This is a genomic window from Paenibacillus sp. AK002 (assembly GCF_053903045.1).
Window position 1 is genome coordinate 1728370 of the sequence record NZ_CP096377.1, and the last position, 15208, is coordinate 1743577.

The 15208-nt window shown below is 51.5% G+C and carries 13 protein-coding genes, 2 tRNA genes and 1 other annotated feature; of the genes, 10 read left to right on the top strand and 5 right to left on the bottom strand.

All coding sequences use genetic code 11. From position 1 onward, the window contains the following. Positions 1 to 119 precede the first annotated feature (119 nt). From M1D70_RS07305 to M1D70_RS07315, 3 genes are all read left to right on the top strand, one after another. Positions 120 to 434 (top strand): hypothetical protein, encoded by a 315-nt coding sequence (locus tag M1D70_RS07305; protein ID WP_100540785.1) that lies wholly within the window; start codon positions 120 to 122, stop codon positions 432 to 434. Positions 435 to 486: 52 nt separating this feature from the next. Next, complete coding sequence (locus M1D70_RS07310; RefSeq protein ID WP_326115350.1) at positions 487 to 852, top strand: hypothetical protein; 366 nt, start codon at positions 487 to 489, stop codon at positions 850 to 852. A gap of 298 nt (positions 853 to 1150) precedes the next feature. Further along, a complete protein-coding gene (locus M1D70_RS07315) occupies positions 1151 to 2632 on the top strand; it encodes a copper amine oxidase N-terminal domain-containing protein (RefSeq protein ID WP_456289550.1) in 1482 nt (493 codons plus the stop codon). Positions 2633 to 2682: 50 nt separating this feature from the next. Here M1D70_RS07315 and M1D70_RS07320 read toward each other — a convergent pair whose 3' ends face one another. Further along, positions 2683 to 2979 carry a DUF4870 domain-containing protein gene (locus tag M1D70_RS07320; RefSeq protein ID WP_015733988.1) on the bottom strand — a complete coding sequence of 99 codons (297 nt, stop codon included), beginning with the start codon at positions 2977 to 2979 and terminating at the stop codon, positions 2683 to 2685. Positions 2980 to 3138: 159 nt separating this feature from the next. Between M1D70_RS07320 and M1D70_RS07325 the strand changes: the two genes are divergently transcribed. From M1D70_RS07325 to M1D70_RS07335, 3 genes are all read left to right on the top strand, one after another. Next, positions 3139 to 3212, top strand: a tRNA-Arg gene (locus tag M1D70_RS07325). A 191-nt stretch (positions 3213 to 3403) separates the two neighbouring features. Then, positions 3404 to 3853: a GNAT family N-acetyltransferase gene (locus tag M1D70_RS07330; RefSeq protein ID WP_456289551.1), complete on the top strand. Its 450-nt coding sequence runs from the start codon at positions 3404 to 3406 to the stop codon at positions 3851 to 3853. A 61-nt stretch (positions 3854 to 3914) separates the two neighbouring features. Further along, complete coding sequence (locus M1D70_RS07335) at positions 3915 to 4355, top strand: hypothetical protein (RefSeq protein ID WP_009591674.1); 441 nt, start codon at positions 3915 to 3917, stop codon at positions 4353 to 4355. Between the two features lie 84 nt (positions 4356 to 4439). Here M1D70_RS07335 and M1D70_RS07340 read toward each other — a convergent pair whose 3' ends face one another. The 3 genes from M1D70_RS07340 to M1D70_RS07350 all read right to left on the bottom strand — a co-directional run bounded on the left by M1D70_RS07340 (position 4440) and on the right by M1D70_RS07350 (position 7984). Beyond that, positions 4440 to 6302: an arginine--tRNA ligase gene (locus M1D70_RS07340; RefSeq protein WP_456289552.1), complete on the bottom strand. Its 1863-nt coding sequence runs from the start codon at positions 6300 to 6302 to the stop codon at positions 4440 to 4442. Between the two features lie 60 nt (positions 6303 to 6362). Then, positions 6363 to 6588, bottom strand: a binding site (T-box leader). Between the two features lie 58 nt (positions 6589 to 6646). Next, positions 6647 to 7411 carry a class I SAM-dependent methyltransferase gene (locus M1D70_RS07345; RefSeq protein ID WP_456289553.1) on the bottom strand — a complete coding sequence of 255 codons (765 nt, stop codon included), beginning with the start codon at positions 7409 to 7411 and terminating at the stop codon, positions 6647 to 6649. Positions 7412 to 7555: 144 nt separating this feature from the next. Continuing rightward, positions 7556 to 7984, bottom strand: a complete 429-nt coding sequence (locus M1D70_RS07350) for an EamA family transporter (protein WP_009591741.1) — start codon at positions 7982 to 7984, stop codon at positions 7556 to 7558. 132 nt (positions 7985 to 8116) lie between these two features. Between M1D70_RS07350 and M1D70_RS07355 the strand changes: the two genes are divergently transcribed. Both M1D70_RS07355 and M1D70_RS07360 read left to right on the top strand, forming a co-directional pair. Next, positions 8117 to 8560 (top strand): GNAT family N-acetyltransferase, encoded by a 444-nt coding sequence (locus M1D70_RS07355; RefSeq protein ID WP_009591718.1) that lies wholly within the window; start codon positions 8117 to 8119, stop codon positions 8558 to 8560. Positions 8561 to 8706: 146 nt separating this feature from the next. Continuing rightward, positions 8707 to 11505, top strand: a complete 2799-nt coding sequence (locus M1D70_RS07360; protein ID WP_456289554.1) for a DEAD/DEAH box helicase family protein — start codon at positions 8707 to 8709, stop codon at positions 11503 to 11505. Positions 11506 to 12236: 731 nt separating this feature from the next. Here the strand turns inward: M1D70_RS07360 and M1D70_RS07365 are convergent. Further along, a tRNA-Arg gene (locus tag M1D70_RS07365) sits at positions 12237 to 12310 on the bottom strand. A 358-nt stretch (positions 12311 to 12668) separates the two neighbouring features. On the opposite strand from M1D70_RS07365, the gene M1D70_RS07370 reads away from it, so the two are divergent. Beyond that, positions 12669 to 13511, top strand: a complete 843-nt coding sequence (locus M1D70_RS07370) for a hypothetical protein (protein WP_009590411.1) — start codon at positions 12669 to 12671, stop codon at positions 13509 to 13511. Positions 13512 to 13656: 145 nt separating this feature from the next. Further along, positions 13657 to 14979: a trigger factor gene (gene tig / locus M1D70_RS07375; RefSeq protein ID WP_009590413.1), complete on the top strand. Its 1323-nt coding sequence runs from the start codon at positions 13657 to 13659 to the stop codon at positions 14977 to 14979. Positions 14980 to 15208 lie beyond the last annotated feature (229 nt).

Below are 15208 nucleotides of genomic sequence, written 5' to 3' on the forward strand. Positions count from 1 at the left end.
TTTTTAATCCTACGTCGCCAAAGTGATACAGATATATGCCGAAGGAAGGCATAAAATGTCTGTCCTTTTACGAAAACTAAGAAAGAGGACGAATATCAAAGCGAAGGAGAGATGCGTCCATGAATAAGTCGACCTACTATGTTTCCGTGCAGAGCCGCTCTGTGTTGACCGAACAGGGAGCGAGCGCTTATGAATGGGAGATCGAAGCAACGCCCGAAGAGGCGGATCAAGTTCGGATTGAGCTGGACATGATGCAGGAGAAGGACGAAGAAATGACAGGGTACTTGTTTCCTTGGCCGGATACACCGCAACAAAACTCCAATGCCCTGTTTCAATCCTCCCTGGACAAGGTGTACCGGACCATCTACGAATTAGGAACACCGGCCACTCGCCAGCAAATGGAAGAGCTCCGATTGCTCTCCGATTTGACATGAAAACAATAAGGATCGTGCAGTCCCTGCACATCTTGATGAAGGAGAATGTATGATGTATGCAATCAGAGATGCAAAAATTCGCCGGATTACGGAAGTAAATGGCGCCCCTTGCGCTGAGGTTGAGGTCTATCCAGCAGCGGAAGGAGAAAGTGCATTGCTGGCTTATCTGACGCCATCTTCCCCGCTGGGAGGCTATGAGCTGGTGAAAATCGTGCGCAGCAACGCCAGCATGGAGGTGGATTGGTTCGACAACAGCATGCATGATGCATTTGTTGATGCCACGGACGAAGCGTTCGAGAACACTGTTCAATCCACCGCGGAGGAAGACCGGGATGCATTCAAGCAGCAGCTGCTTTCTACAGGCCAGCTATATGAGCAGCTGAACCAGCGGCTCAGCGAAGGCCCTCAATATTTCTAGAGCTTTGACGAACGAAGAGATCTGACCGGATACCATCGGCAGGTCTCTTTTTGCATGTGCAGGTTCATCTATGTAAGATTGCATGGGGTTTTTACGCAGTTCTGCAAAAAAAGGTCGAACAAAGATAGGATTCTTGTCGATTTCGATTTTGCTGCGGTAGGGAGTATGGACCATCCGGTATCCTTGTTTACGAAAGAGATACAAATAGGGCTTTTCCTCTATATGATTACTGGAGAATCCTCCCTATAATGTTGGATTAGTGTCATCTACTAACATAATGGACAAGGGGAGATTGGAATTGGGCAGATGGAATAAACATATCGTCAAGCTATGGGGAGCGGGATTCCTGGCGTTGTCGCTTACCTTGGGATCCGTGCAAATGCCGGCAAGCGCCGAAGCAACGCAGAACGTTACGGTTCTTGAATCGTCTCATGAGCTCGTGAACGGCAAGATGCGCGTGACGGCGGACATTCGCAACGGAGGTACCGGAGCGGAAGCGGGATTCTATGTTGTCGGTTACGATGCAAACGGCCAAGCGCTTGAGGCAGTCGGTGATTCCGAATATATGATGAGCGACGAAATCGGTACATATGAAGTGGACCTTGACAGCGGCAGCAGCGTCAAGCGGGTGGAAGTGCTCCCGGCAGGACCGGCCGGTGATCAGGCGCGGCTGCTGGCATCCGGATACTATACAAGCAATGGCGTGGTCAACGTTTCTGGCGTCGTGCAGAATTCTGCGGTCGGGCACAATGTGGGTATGCTCGCCGTAGGGTATGATGCTTCCGGCAAAGCGGTCGAAGTGACATCGGCGGACAGCTACTTTGGCGGCAGCGATGTCGGCACCTTCGTCGTAGAGCTTAAAGCAGCGAAGCTGATCAAGAGCGTAAAGGTATCGGTCGTTGATCCGGTTGAAGATGCCGTGAAGCTGCTGCAATCCGGCAGCCGCCTGGAGAACGGAAAGCTTATCGTTACCGGTTCGATTCAAAACCGGAATAAAGGCGGGCAGGCCGGCGTCATCGTTGTCGGCAGCAACGCCAGCGGCAAGGTTCTGGAGGTCAACACGACGTCCGGGTATCTTTCATCCAACGAAATCGCGAATTTCCAGGCCGAGCTGGAGGGCGGCAAAGCCATCAGCGACCTGAAGGTGTTCCTGACAGGCAACAGCCAGACGCCTAAAATCATAGCCGAGGGCAGAACGACCATCAACAACAAGCTTGTCGTTACGATCGGCGTGGAGAACGGGGATGTGTCGCAACGGATTACCGTGAAATCGACGGCGTACGATGCGAAGGGGCGCTCCTTGGGGACCGATACGGACTCCATGTTCATGACCGCCAATGAAACGACGACCTTGCGCATTGATTACGATACTCGGGTCAAAAGCGTGAAGCTGAAATATTATGACCAATCCGGCAGAGAAATCGGAGAAGCGCCGATCCGCATCAAAATCAACGGCCAGCTCCAATCCTATGCGCAGTCGCCGGTGATGGTCGGAGGAAGCGTTCTTGTGCCTATGCGTCCGATCTTCGAATCCCTCGATGCCTCGGTCAAATGGGACCAAAAGACGCAAAGCGTATCCTCCTCCAAAGGCTCGACCCAAATCAAGCTGAAGATGGGCTCCAAGCAAGCGGTCGTTAACGGGAAGACCGTCACGCTGGATTCGGCGCCACGGATGGTGAAGGGCACCACGATGGTACCGCTGCGTTTCGTGGCATCCGCGCTGGGCTGTGAAGTGAAATGGGACGGCAATGAGAAAATGGTATTGATTACGACCAAATAATGCGAAAAGGACCATGCGGTAAGCGCATGGTCCTTTTTTATAGGGGAAGTTCAATAAGCGTGCTCCCGCAGCACCTGAATACCCATGATCACGTTATACACAAAAGCCCCGAAATAGATGATGCCGAACAGAATGAGGTATCCGATGACGGAACCGAAGGAGCCCGAGGTCACGGCCATGTAGATTAACGGGATCGCTGCTATAACGGGGAACAGATGGGAGAACAGGGCGCGGCGTGCGTGCTTGGCCACATAAGCGTCCGGAGACAGAATCCATACAAGGACAGGAAGGATGAACGGTGCAAAGAAGATGCTGAAATACGATAAAGAGGATAAAAGCTGTCTCATGGTATCACGCTCCTGAAGTCATTCTCATGTTTACATATTACCCAGTAAGCAGGCTCCTGATTCGGATAGGTGATCATCCCGAAAAAAAGTACTTTGAAAAAAACAAAAGATGCGATATAATATACTTCGTTACTGTTTAAAACATTTTCATACATATATGTCCCAGTAGCTCAGCTGGATAGAGCAACGGCCTTCTAAGCCGTCGGTCAGGGGTTCGAATCCCTTCTGGGACGTAAAAAAAGACACCGTCATGTGACGGTGTTTTTTTACGTCCCGTGAGGATGAGAACCCCAATTGGGGGTCCGCCTGCGCCTACGCTTCGTTAGGATTGCATCGCAGTCGGCCGGAAGGTTTTCTTGCAAACGAATGGTATTCGTGACACGATTAGAACAGTGGAGGGATGCATGGGATGAATGACATCACTATGACTTTGGTAAGAGAGACTCACAAGGATCTTCAGGAGCTCATCGCGAAGCTGGACGATTACTTATCGACGTTATACCCGGCGGAAGGCATATTCGGGCTGGATCTGGCCGATCCCAAAGTAAACGAAACGCTATTCGTGGTGGCTTACCATGATGGCCAGCCTGTCGGCTGCGGTGCCATCCGGCCGCTGGATGCAGAATCGGTTGAAATTAAACGGTTTTTCGTGGATGTCCCTTACCGGAATAGGGGAATAGCTTCCCGGATCCTGCTCTTTCTGGAAGAACAAGCGAAGAAGCGGGGCTATCGTCTCTCGCGCCTCGAAACAGGCGAACCGCAGAAGGAATCCGTTCATTTTTACAAGAAGCTGGGGTATGCTCAGATTGAACCGTTTGGCGAATACATCGGGAGCGAATATAGTTTATGTTTTGAGAAGAGTCTGACATCCTAGCCATTTGGTCTTATAATAGAAGAAAAAATATTTTACGAACCCTATCGAGGAGGCATCGAGCATGCAGCTTACTAAAATATCACAGAATACCGCCATTCTATTGGAGCATGCCAGAAAATCGGGGCTGACTTCTTCCGATCTGCTGGAGGCTGTGCGCTCTGGTGAGGCAGAAAGATTCCAAATCGCCAATAACGGTCATTTTCACTATGAGGAATTATTCTCTTACGCAAAAGAGCATGGGGAAGATCTGGAGAAGGCCGTTAGCGAGGGGTACCAAATTACGTTTAATACCCGCAACGGGTTGAAGATCTGGCTGGAGGAAGCCTTCCGCATCAGCTCGGAATCCGATTTCAGCGTGGGCGAGGGCATTATCGAAGGATTGAAGCTCCAGAAGGAGCAGTTGGCTCGCTTGAAGGAAGCGCTGGCTGTCAACTGGACCCTGCAGGAAGAGCCGGCGGCAGACGGCGTTCAGGTCAGATTGACCGTCAGAGGATTGCAATAAAATAAGATAGCCACCGTACTTGATCAACATAATAGTACGGTGGCTTTTTTATAAGTCTTGATCCGCTCATTCATCAGAGTGAATTTACATCCGGCTCGGAGTAGGCAAACCCAGCACCTCCAGCGCTTCGCCAAGGGTGTTCTTGAATAAGGAAGTGAGCCATACACGGAATTGGAGCACTTCTTCCGCCGCCTTCAGAATCGGGCATGCCGAGTAAAAATTGTTGAACAGGGAGCACAGCTCATAGGTGAAGTTGCAAATGGCACTAGGAGATAGATCCCGTCCGGCGGCATATAAGGTATCATGCCAGGTGCTAATATGCCGCAGCAGCGCATGTTCCGCTTTTTCCATGGCAGGGAACCGGGCAGGCACAGACGGCGTAACCTCGGCTTCTTGAGCTTTATTAAGCACGCTGAGTGCACGCGCGTAGGAATAGAGCAAATACACCCCCGTATTTCCCGATATTTCAGTGGCCTGCTTCAGATCGAACACCACCTCGGTTTGCAGTGCAAAGCGAAGCAGGTAGTAACGGATGGAGGCGGTTGCGATCGCATGGCTGGACAAACCGTTTTTATCGGACCGGGTGTCCTCGATGACCTTGGCTACTTGATGAATAAGCTCGGTGATTTTGATCCCGATTCCTTGACGTCCGGACATCGCATAGGATGCCTTACCGTCGGAAGTATCGATGCCGAGATCCGCTGCAGCGGAAGGGCTTAACGAGACGACGCCGTAACTGACATGGCGCAGCTTCTCAGCCTCTTGTTGGAAGCCCAGGCCTTCCAAAGCCTGCTTCACCATCGCCTGCGGGTACTGCTGCCTGTAATCAATGACGTTGATGACCATGTCCGCTTTGCCGTAAGTACGCTCCTCGCCGTGCGAGCTCGTCGTCCAAACCTCGTCGGTGAATTTTTTATATACAAAATCATTGGAAAGCACGCCGTATTTCCACAAGTGGTAGGCGATGTCTTTGGCGGTGTAAGTCAGGATGCCATTGGAGCGCACCAGCACTTTATCGATGCTGTGGTCCGACTCCGCCTCGTCTCCGGCTTCGGTTCCTGATTGCTTGAGCACCCAGCAGCCTGCAAGTTTACCCTCGGTTTCCTGATGGAACAGCGGGGTATTCTTCAACAGCTCGAACGCGGACGCCCAGAATCCCTCCCTAACAATGCTGCTCTCCCATACAAGCAGATCGTATTCAATGCCGAACTGCTTCATCTCCTCAAGATGCTCCTTAACGATTCGCTCGGCAACGAGCAGTCCAATCCAGGAAAGGTTCTGATTGCCCTCTTCCAATGCGTGCAGAACCTCGGTCCGATGCTGAACCAGCCCCGGCTCCCTTTCGTAGGCTTTATTGGTGCTTGAGTACACGTCCCAGCAGTAATCGCCGAACCGGGCATGCTCCTTCGTCAGGGGCGTGTGGAGCAAGCCGACCACCGTATCCGCCAGCTGATTGCCCAGGTCGTCGATATAATTATGCACCTCGACCTCGTAACCCAGCTTCCTCATTAATCTCACAAGCGTATCTCCGATACAGGAATTTCGAAGATGCCCGATATGGGCGGACTTATTCGGGTTGATGGACGTGTGCTCAATGACGATCTTTTCGTTAGCTGCCGGGGGGAGTTCAAAATGGTGGCTCGCCCAATACTCCCAATCGATGCGCAGATTCATAAAGCCCGGGGCGACAATCTCAGTCGAGCGGACGAGCTGTTTGTAGGATGCGTCCTGCTCGAGCTCGGCTTGGATCAGCTCGGCGATTTGCAGGGGAGCCTTGCGGAGCACCTTCGCAAGCTGCATCGCAACGTTGGTTGCGTAATCCCCATGTTCCATGCTGGCAGGCTGCTCGATCCGAATCGGAGTGGACTCCGGAAGTTTGGTGCCGTAAGCTTCGCAGACCTGGTTCACGGCTTGTTGAAGGCTCGAAATAATCTTTTGACTTAACACGGTAAATCCCCCTTTGAAAATATAAAAACGACTCAGAAAATCAAAAAAGCCCCCATCTCCTAAAGAGACGAGGACTTGTGCTCGCGGTACCACTCTTGTTGTTAAACCCCGCAAGGGTCTAACCACCTTCATACGATAACGGCGTAAGCCGGGGCTCCCTACAGCATGGTGCTTCGGAAGGCCATCTCCTGGGTCCGCTTCACGGCCGACTTTGTACCGGTTTCCACCCTCCCGGCTCGCTTGGACTAAAGTCAAGTGCAGTTACTCTCCCAATCAACGAAAATAATATTCTCAAGTTTTTTCATATTATAACCATTCTATTTAGAAAAGCAACCCCCAAATGGCTAAATCTTTTCTGCAAATACTCGCAGGCGCCGGTAATCCGCGTAGAAAGCATCCTCTTGCCATAGCGTCGATTGAGCAGCTTGGCTGATGCGAGCGATCGCTTCGTCCTTCGCTTCAGGCGAGAATCCGGCAAAAAAGCAATCGCCAAAATGCAGCAGCCAAAACTTTATGCCGTTCTTGCCTTCGGACAATCGTGTGGGACGGTCGAAATGATGGGCGAGATGCACGCGGAACCCTTGGGCTTCTAGCAGGCTGGCATACTGGCCAAGACTAGGAAAATACCACGGATTCCGGCTGTCCGCATCGATTCCATAATGATCGGCGAACACGGTTTTCAAGGCTTGGTAGATGCCGTCTATATTCCCTTTGCCTCCGAACTCGGCAACGAATCGGCCGCCGGGTTTAAGGGCTCCATGTACGGAGCGTACCACGCCTTCAGCATCCTTCATCCAGTGCAGGGCCGCGTTTGAGAAGACGGCGTCGTATGGCGTTTCGGTTTCGAAGTTCTCGCCATCCCCGGCTAGAAACGGAAGTCCAGGATATTTGCTTTTGGCCCGCTCAATCATCTCGCTGGAATAATCCATGCCGGTGACATGAGCGCCGGATTTGGAAATTTCATGAGTCAAGTCGCCGGTTCCGCAGCCCAGATCGAGAATCCGTTCTCCGGGTTGAGGCGCCAGCAGCTCTGCCGCTCCTTTTCCATAAGCAGATACAAACGATAGCTGTCGATCGTAATCGTAAGGCTTCCATACTTGCTCTGACATAACAACACCCCTCCACGCATGATTTATCCTCATTGTGACATGATTGTCTTATAATTAGAAATATATAAATTCGATAACATTGATAGGTTTTAACAATAAATGAATAAACAAAAAGCCGCTGTGTCAGCGGTTTTATGCAGGGGACTATTTAACGGCAACAAGAAGCGCGCCAACGGCAATGAGTGCAACGCCGGCTGCGTTAATCCAGGAGATCTTCTCACCCAGAAACACAAAGGCCAGAATCACGGCAATGACCACGCTCAGTTTATCGATAGGACCTACCTGCGATACTTTGCCGTATTTTAACGCCAGAAAATAAAACAGCCAGGACAAAGCGCCCGCGATGCCGCTGAGCACAATAAAGCTGAGTGCCTTTTTTTGAACCAGAATTTCTCCGAGCTCCGAGAATTTCCCCTGAACCCCTACGACCCCTAGCAGAAACAGGGCCATAATGACGGAGCGAATGGCCGTTGCCGAATTGGCATCGATGTTTTGCAGGCCTATTTTTCCGAAAATGGCCACAAGTGCCGCCGTGACTGCCGACAGCAATGCGTATACAAGCCATAATGGCATGCGTACCTCTCCTTTTTGACAAGATAAAGTCTCTGATTAATGTACCGGATTCCTTTATAATAGTATAGAGCAATTTGAAGGATCTCATGAGTGTTCAAAGGATTGAACGACTTGGAAAGGGTTGGATGAAAAATGACACATCATATCGCGGCTTATACGGAAACTTACCATGATCAGCTGGTGGAATTATGGCTTCGTGCCGTATCTCAAACGCACGATTTTCTGACGGAGGAAGATATCCGGTTCTATTATGGCATGATGCAAAGCGGGGCACTGAGGTCCGTGGAGATCTGGATATGCTTGAATACGGAACAGCAAGCGATTGGATTTATCGGACTGGACGGCTCCAAAATCGAGATGCTGTTTGTGGATCCCCTGCACCACGGCCAAGGGACGGGAACAAAATTGATCCGGCATGCCGAACGGCTGAAGGGGCGTGGACTTCAAGTGGATGTGAATGAACAGAACCCCAAGGCCCACGCTTTTTATAAAAAATACGGATTCGTGCAGATCGGCCGTTCGGAGCTGGATGGTTCCGGAAAGCCGTTTCCGCTACTTCATATGCAGCTGCGGTAATGTCATGGATCGGCACAGCTGAGTCCACGATAATCGCGAGTATAGTATTTTCGAAACGCAGCCTTTCTTTGGTCAAAGAACATCGATAGACAGTATATTTTAAGCTATCCAATGAAAAAGGGAGTGCAGCTAAACTGGAGGAGTCAATGAAGTTTTTTCCGAGCAACCTGTCGTTTCGCTATCCTTGGCGCTCCTATCAGAAGCGCGTGCTTCACGGGCTTGACCATCATCTGAAGAATCGCCAACTGCATCTGGTGGCGCCGCCGGGTTCGGGGAAGACCGTTCTTGGACTGGAGGTCATGCTTCGGATTAATCGGCCGACGATTATATTGGCTCCCACCATCACCATTAAACAGCAATGGGCAAGCCGTCTTGTGGAGCTGTTTCTTGACGAAGATGTCCAGCCGGAGTGGGTCTCGACCTCGCTCAAGCGACCGGCATTGGTAACGATTACGACCTATCAAGCCCTCCACAGCCTGATTAGTGCAGCAGGGCAGCCGACTTCTGCGAAGAAGGTCACCGCGGGGATGGTGCAAGCGGACCAAACCGGTGATGAGAATCAGGAGTTTTCGGATACGGGCATGGAAGACGCTGAGGCTGAACCGGCCGGGAGGGACGGTGTCCGCGAGGATGATATCACGGACGGTACCGAGGCTCAAGAAGCTCTGGAATTGTTGAAGCGGCAGGGATATCATACACTCATTTTTGACGAGGCGCATCATCTTCGAATGTCTTGGTGGCAAAGCGCCATGCAGCTGTGCGAGATGCTGGACGAGCCGACCAAGATCGCGCTTACGGCCACTCCGCCATACGATGTCAATCCGAGGGAGTGGCAGCGGTATATCGAGCTTTGCGGCCCTATCGACGAGGAGATCAGCGTGCCCGAGCTGGTTCGCCATGGGGAGTTGTGTCCCCATCAGGATTATATCAGCCTGACAAGGCCAACTCATGAAGAGGCCGCTAAGCTGCGGGAATTTCGAATGCAGGCACAACAGGTCAAAGACGAGTTGGTCCGGGATGAGTTTTTGGCGGAGTTGATCGTCCATCACCCCTGGATAACACGGTCCGAGGCGTACATGGAGGACATTTTGTCTTCCCCGGGGTATTACTCCAGCATGGTGCTCTATCTGCGAGCGGCCAATCGCCCGATCTGGAAGGAGGCGTTGAAGCTGCTCGGCATGGAAGAGAAGGAAACGCCCGACTTTACGGAGGAGTGGCTGGAGGAGCTCCTTGGCGGCATGCTGTATAAAGATGCCCATATTGATCGCGAGCTGCCGGAGTTAAAGGCGTTGCAGAAGAGGCTCAGCCGGTTGGGGATGATTGAACGGCGGAAGGTGTATATGAGATCGACGCCTGCGATTGATAAAATGCTGGTCCAGAGCGTTTCGAAACTGCACAGCATTGGCCGCATTCTTGAATTCGAGCGCTCCATGCTGGGGGAGAGCATGCGGATGGTGATCTTGACCGATTATATCCGCAAGGAGGACCTGCCGAAGGATGCGGACGACGAAAAACCGCTGCATCGGCTCGGAGTTGTCCCGATTTTTGAGCTGATCCGCAGGCAGCTAGCGGAGAAAAGCGGCTCCCGGGGCGAGCACGAGCTGCCCATCGGCATTCTGACAGGCTCCTTTGTGGTGCTCCCGGTGACGGCTATGCCCCTGGCTATAGCTTGCGCCGAACGCCGGGGCCTCCGCTTGTCCGAACGCCCCCTTGCCCACGACAGCCGCTATGTAACGATAGATGTTCGAGATGCAAATCGCTCGGCTATCGTCGCCATGATAACGGAGGTGTTTTCAGAGGGGGGCATTCAAGTGCTGATCGGTACGGCGGCTCTTCTGGGCGAGGGATGGGATGCTCCCGTGATCAATTCCTTGATCATGGCATCGTATGTAGGCTCGTTCATGCTGTCCAATCAGATGCGGGGACGGGCGATCCGGGCCCAACGCGGGAACCCGGATAAGACCGGAGCGATCTGGCATCTGGCATGCGTCGATACTTCCCAAATCGATGGGGGCGAGGATTTGAGCTCGCTTGCGCGCAGATTTCGATCTCTCGTCGGTCTATCGATCTCGCATCAAACCATAGAGTCGGGCATGGAGCGCATGGGCCTTGATCTTCGGAAAAACCCAACCGCAGAAAGCATCAACGCCTATAACCGCGACACATGCGAGCGGGCGAGGCAGCGGCATCTTTTGAAGGAGCGATGGAATTCGGCGATTGCCCTTCACAGCTCCATGACGGAGGAACTGACGGTGGATCGGGAGCGTATTCCTAAGCCTTTGATTTTCTCGCATACGGTGAAGGCCGTGCTTGCTTTTGCCGTTGGTTTGGGGCTGGGCGCCTTCATCGAGACGTTAACGTCGCCGCATTTGCTTCAATCGGACGCGCCGGCTTGGTTCAGCCTGCTGTTCTCGGTCGCCATTGCCTTGATCGCATCCGGTCCTTGGATATTTAAAGCCGTCAAAATGGTAATGCGTCATCAATCGCTGGAGCGGAGCATTCGAGAAGTGGCTCTGGTCGTGTATACGTCGCTATACGATATGGAGCTGGTCGAAACCGAGCCAAGCCTTCACCGGTTGAGAGCGGAGGAGGAAGGAGGAGCCGTCGTGTGTTGGATGAAGGACGGAACCACCCAGGAAAAAACGCTTTTCCTGAATTCGCTGCAGCAGGTGCTGGACCCGATCGAGAACCCGCGTTATCTTTTGTACCGCGAAGCGCGCGGCTGGTTTTCGACCAGGCGGGATTACCATGCCGTGCCGGAGGAAATCGGGCGTCGAAAAGAGCATGCGGAACGCTTTGCCCGGCTGTGGCGCAAGCATATCGGTCCGGCCGAGCTGGTCTACACCCGTACGCCGGAAGGCAGAAAAATGCTCCTGACGGCGCGAACGCGGGCTTTGTCCTCCATGTTCGTGAAGAAATCGGAGCGGGTTAGTGCTTGGAGGTAGAGGATCCTGAGTGTTCGCGGAATGTGGAGGGAGTCATGGGATGGGTTGCGCTGGGCTGGGCTGGGTTGCCTTAACGGACACAGGGGCCGTTAAATGAATGAAAAACACTCTTACAGGTAAGGTAACGGACCTGAAGTCCGTTATTTATGAAAAATGAGGGTATTTTGACTGTGATTTCGCTAAATAACGGCTGTGGTGTCCTCTAATTTCTAAATCGGGCCGTTTTTGATGAAATAACGAATCTACGGTCCGCAAAAGTCGTGTTAGGGTGTATGACGTATTGGAATCGGCCATGAGGTTCATATGTAGAATGTCGATAGTGCATCAGAAGGGATTCGCCCCTTCGGGCCGACTGCGAAGCAGTCATAACGAAGCGTATACTCCGACGAACCCCTATATGGGGTTCTCATCCTCACGGGACATAAAAAACACCGTCATGTGACGGTGTCTTTTTTTACGTCCCAGAAGGGATTCGCCCCTTCGGGCCGACTGCGAAGCAGTCCTAACGAAGCGTAAGCTCCGACGAACCCCATGTGGGGTTCTCTCTCACGGAACGCAAAAACGCCGCCTCTAGGAGGAGGCGGTGCCTTTTTACGTCCCAGTCGGGATACGGCCTTCCAGGCCGACTGCGAAGCAATCCTAACGAAGCGTATACTCCGACGAACCCCCATGTGGGGTTCTCATCCCCATGGAACGCAAAAACACCGCCTCTAAGAGGCGGTGCCTTTTTACGTCCCAGAAGGGATTCGAACCCCTGACCGACGGCTTAGAAGGCCGTTGCTCTATCCAGCTGAGCTACTGGGACATAGAATTTTTTCAAGCAAAAAATATATTATCACATGCACAGAAGAAATTCAATCATTATTTTATGATATAAAGTTTTTTGATTCGCAAGATTATTCGAGTAACATATCGGGTTATATTGATAAAATATACGCCCGAAAATGGGATTTGCCAACTTTATGTTGCCAAGGGCATGATGCACGCAAGCTGTTACGACCTTTTTTAAACTTGGCAGTACATATGCTATAATCAACGAATACGAAAAACAGGACCAGAAAGGAGGTGTCCTTATCAAGGACTCTTACTCCCAAGAACAAGAGGATAAGAACATCATCCTGTTTCCGAAGACGCTGGATTATTACCAGATTCAGCTTACGGTTATGCTCGAGAACGAACGTTACGGCGAAGCGATGGAAGTGCTGCGTTTTCTGCTGAAGTGCGGGGGACAGAACGAACGGCACTATGAAGAGTGGAACTCGCTCCTCGAATGGCTTGAAGCTGCATTTCCGGAACAGGCCATACCCCGTTCGGTCGATTTCGATGCTGAGCCTGACGAGGATGATCCGGACGAGTCCGAGATGGCCAGACAGATGGTCAGGGACAAGGTTGCCCAGGATGCCGGATACGCCGACAAGCTGCTGGCTTCGGTCATGACCGGGCCGCTGACGGAGCAGACCATTTTGGCGCTGGAACAGCTCGCTTATCTGGACCGTCCGGAGATCGACGCGATTCTGGTCGAATGGCTGCATGATACGCCGCTTCATCCCCTGCTGCAATTCCGGGTGCTGCAAACGCTCCGGAGAAGAGGGATGGAAGGGCACGTAAGCCTTCATCGCGGGCAGGAAGCCGTTGAGATCGAGATCGATACGGTTCCCTTAGATCCGGGAGGCTTCCCGGACGCGATTACGAGGATTTTGGAGCGCGTTGCGGATCAGACCGAGGTTCATGAGCCGACGCTGTTTTATTTTGCCCAGGAATTATGGTCCCAGTTCATCATGGCGATTTACGGCACGGAGGATTACCATTCCATGCTGGACGAAGAAGAAGCCACGCTCGATATATGGGCCGCAGCGCTGCATGACATCGTGTCGGAGAGCCTGAAAGGCTTTCGCAATGAGGAGGAAATCCGCCCGCTTTACGGCATCACGGACACCATGCGGTTCCGCTATGAGGGAGCCTATCGATCTCTCAAGCAATTCGTCGCTGCAGGCGTGGAAGATTAGCCAGAGCTGGAAAACGTTTACGGTGTCGAGGCATAAGGGTTCGCCCTTGAAAAAGGATTTAATGTTGTTTATACTATAGTGGTTATTCGGTACGTGATACATTATTGCGTCGACCACGTGAATTATTTTGGAGGGGAAAGCATAAATGAAAGCAACTTGGGAAAAAATAGAGAAGAACCTTGGCGTTCTTGACGTTGAGGTTGATGCGGAGCGCGTTGCATCCGCTCTCGACAAGGCTTTTAATAAAGTAGCTAAAAAAGCAAATGTACCTGGATTCCGTAAAGGTAAAGTGCCTCGGCCGATCTTTGAAGCGCGTTTTGGCGTAGAGAGCCTGTATCAGGATGCAATCGACATCCTTCTTCCGGAAGTATACGGCGAAGCTGTAGAACAAGCGGATATCTTCCCTGTGGATCGTCCGGAAGTGGACATCGAGCAGTTCGCTAAAGGCGAAACTTTCAAGTTCAAAGCTAGAGTAACCGTGAAGCCGGAAGTTACGCTTGGCGAATACAAAGGCGTTGAAGTAGCTGCAGTAGCTGCAGAAGTTTCCGAAGAGGAACTGAACGAAGAGCTTGAGCGTCTGCAACAACGTCATGCTGAGCTTACCGTTATCGACGAAGGTGCTTCCCAGTCTGGCGATATCGTTGTAATCGACTTCGACGGTTCCGTTGACGGCGTTCCTTTCGAAGGTGGACAAGCTGAGCGTTATTCCCTTGAGCTTGGAAGCAACACGTTCATTCCAGGCTTTGAAGACCAAGTCATCGGTATGGCTACAGGAGACTTCAAAGACGTGGAAGTAACCTTCCCTGAAACTTACCATGCTGAAGAATTGGCTAACAAACAAGCCGTCTTCAAAGTGAAAGTGCACGAAATCAAACGCAAACAGCTTCCTGAGCTGGATGATGAATTCGCTAAAGACGTTAGTGAATTCGATACGCTTGATGAGTACAAGGAAGATCTGAAGAAGCAATTGCTGACTCGCAAAGAGCAAGAAGCCCAAGGCGTTCGTGAGAACGAAGCCGTTGAAAAAGCAGCAGCAAACGCTGAAGTTGAAATTCCGGAAGCCATGATTCAATCCGAAGTTCAAAACATGATGCGCGATTTCGATAACCGTCTTCGCCAGCAAGGCATGAACCTGGAAATGTTCCTGAGCTTCTCCGGCCAAACCAATGCCGATCTGGAAGGCCAAATGAAGGACGATGCTGAAAAGCGCGTTCGCAACAACCTCGTGCTGGAGCAAATCGCGAAGGAAGAGAAACTTGAAGTATCCGAAGAAGAAATCAACAAAGAGCTGGAAAACATGGCTGATACGTACAAGCGTTCCGCTGATGAAATCCGCAGCATCCTCGGCGCTAACGGTTCCCTCGACAGCCTTCGTGAAGAACTGCTTCTTCGCAAAACGATCGACTTCTTGCTGGAAAACAGCGTAGAAGGCGCTCCTGTTGAGAAAAAAGAAGCAACTGAAGAATAATAAATAGGCGGCTGCCGAAGCTGCCCTCACATTAGATAAGGCACGTACATTTCATGCGTGCCTTATTTTTAACTAAGAATAGCCAATTTACTACTAAATGTGACATGAATTGGTTATAAATTTCGACATACATAATGAGACAAGTTGGCAGGATATAATTCTTGGCAAGTTCATAGAATGTAAACAGGGTTAAAAAATGACATCGTGCTTTGAACATGTTAGAATAACT

What these genes read in the sequence shown, in the direction of transcription:
- M1D70_RS07305 (WP_100540785.1), top strand. Translation starts at nt 120, where the DNA reads ATGAATAAGTCGACCTACTATGTTTCCGTGCAGAGCCGCTCTGTGTTG.
- M1D70_RS07310 (WP_326115350.1), top strand. Translation starts at nt 487, where the DNA reads ATGTATGCAATCAGAGATGCAAAAATTCGCCGGATTACGGAAGTAAAT.
- M1D70_RS07320 (WP_015733988.1), bottom strand. Translation starts at nt 2,979, where the DNA reads ATGAGACAGCTTTTATCCTCTTTATCGTATTTCAGCATCTTCTTTGCA.
- M1D70_RS07330 (WP_456289551.1), top strand. Translation starts at nt 3,404, where the DNA reads ATGACTTTGGTAAGAGAGACTCACAAGGATCTTCAGGAGCTCATCGCG.
- M1D70_RS07335 (WP_009591674.1), top strand. Translation starts at nt 3,915, where the DNA reads ATGCAGCTTACTAAAATATCACAGAATACCGCCATTCTATTGGAGCAT.
- M1D70_RS07345 (WP_456289553.1), bottom strand. Translation starts at nt 7,411, where the DNA reads ATGTCAGAGCAAGTATGGAAGCCTTACGATTACGATCGACAGCTATCG.
- M1D70_RS07350 (WP_009591741.1), bottom strand. Translation starts at nt 7,984, where the DNA reads ATGCCATTATGGCTTGTATACGCATTGCTGTCGGCAGTCACGGCGGCA.
- M1D70_RS07355 (WP_009591718.1), top strand. Translation starts at nt 8,117, where the DNA reads ATGACACATCATATCGCGGCTTATACGGAAACTTACCATGATCAGCTG.
- M1D70_RS07360 (WP_456289554.1), top strand. Translation starts at nt 8,707, where the DNA reads ATGAAGTTTTTTCCGAGCAACCTGTCGTTTCGCTATCCTTGGCGCTCC.
- M1D70_RS07370 (WP_009590411.1), top strand. Translation starts at nt 12,669, where the DNA reads ATGCTCGAGAACGAACGTTACGGCGAAGCGATGGAAGTGCTGCGTTTT.
- tig (WP_009590413.1), top strand. Translation starts at nt 13,657, where the DNA reads ATGAAAGCAACTTGGGAAAAAATAGAGAAGAACCTTGGCGTTCTTGAC.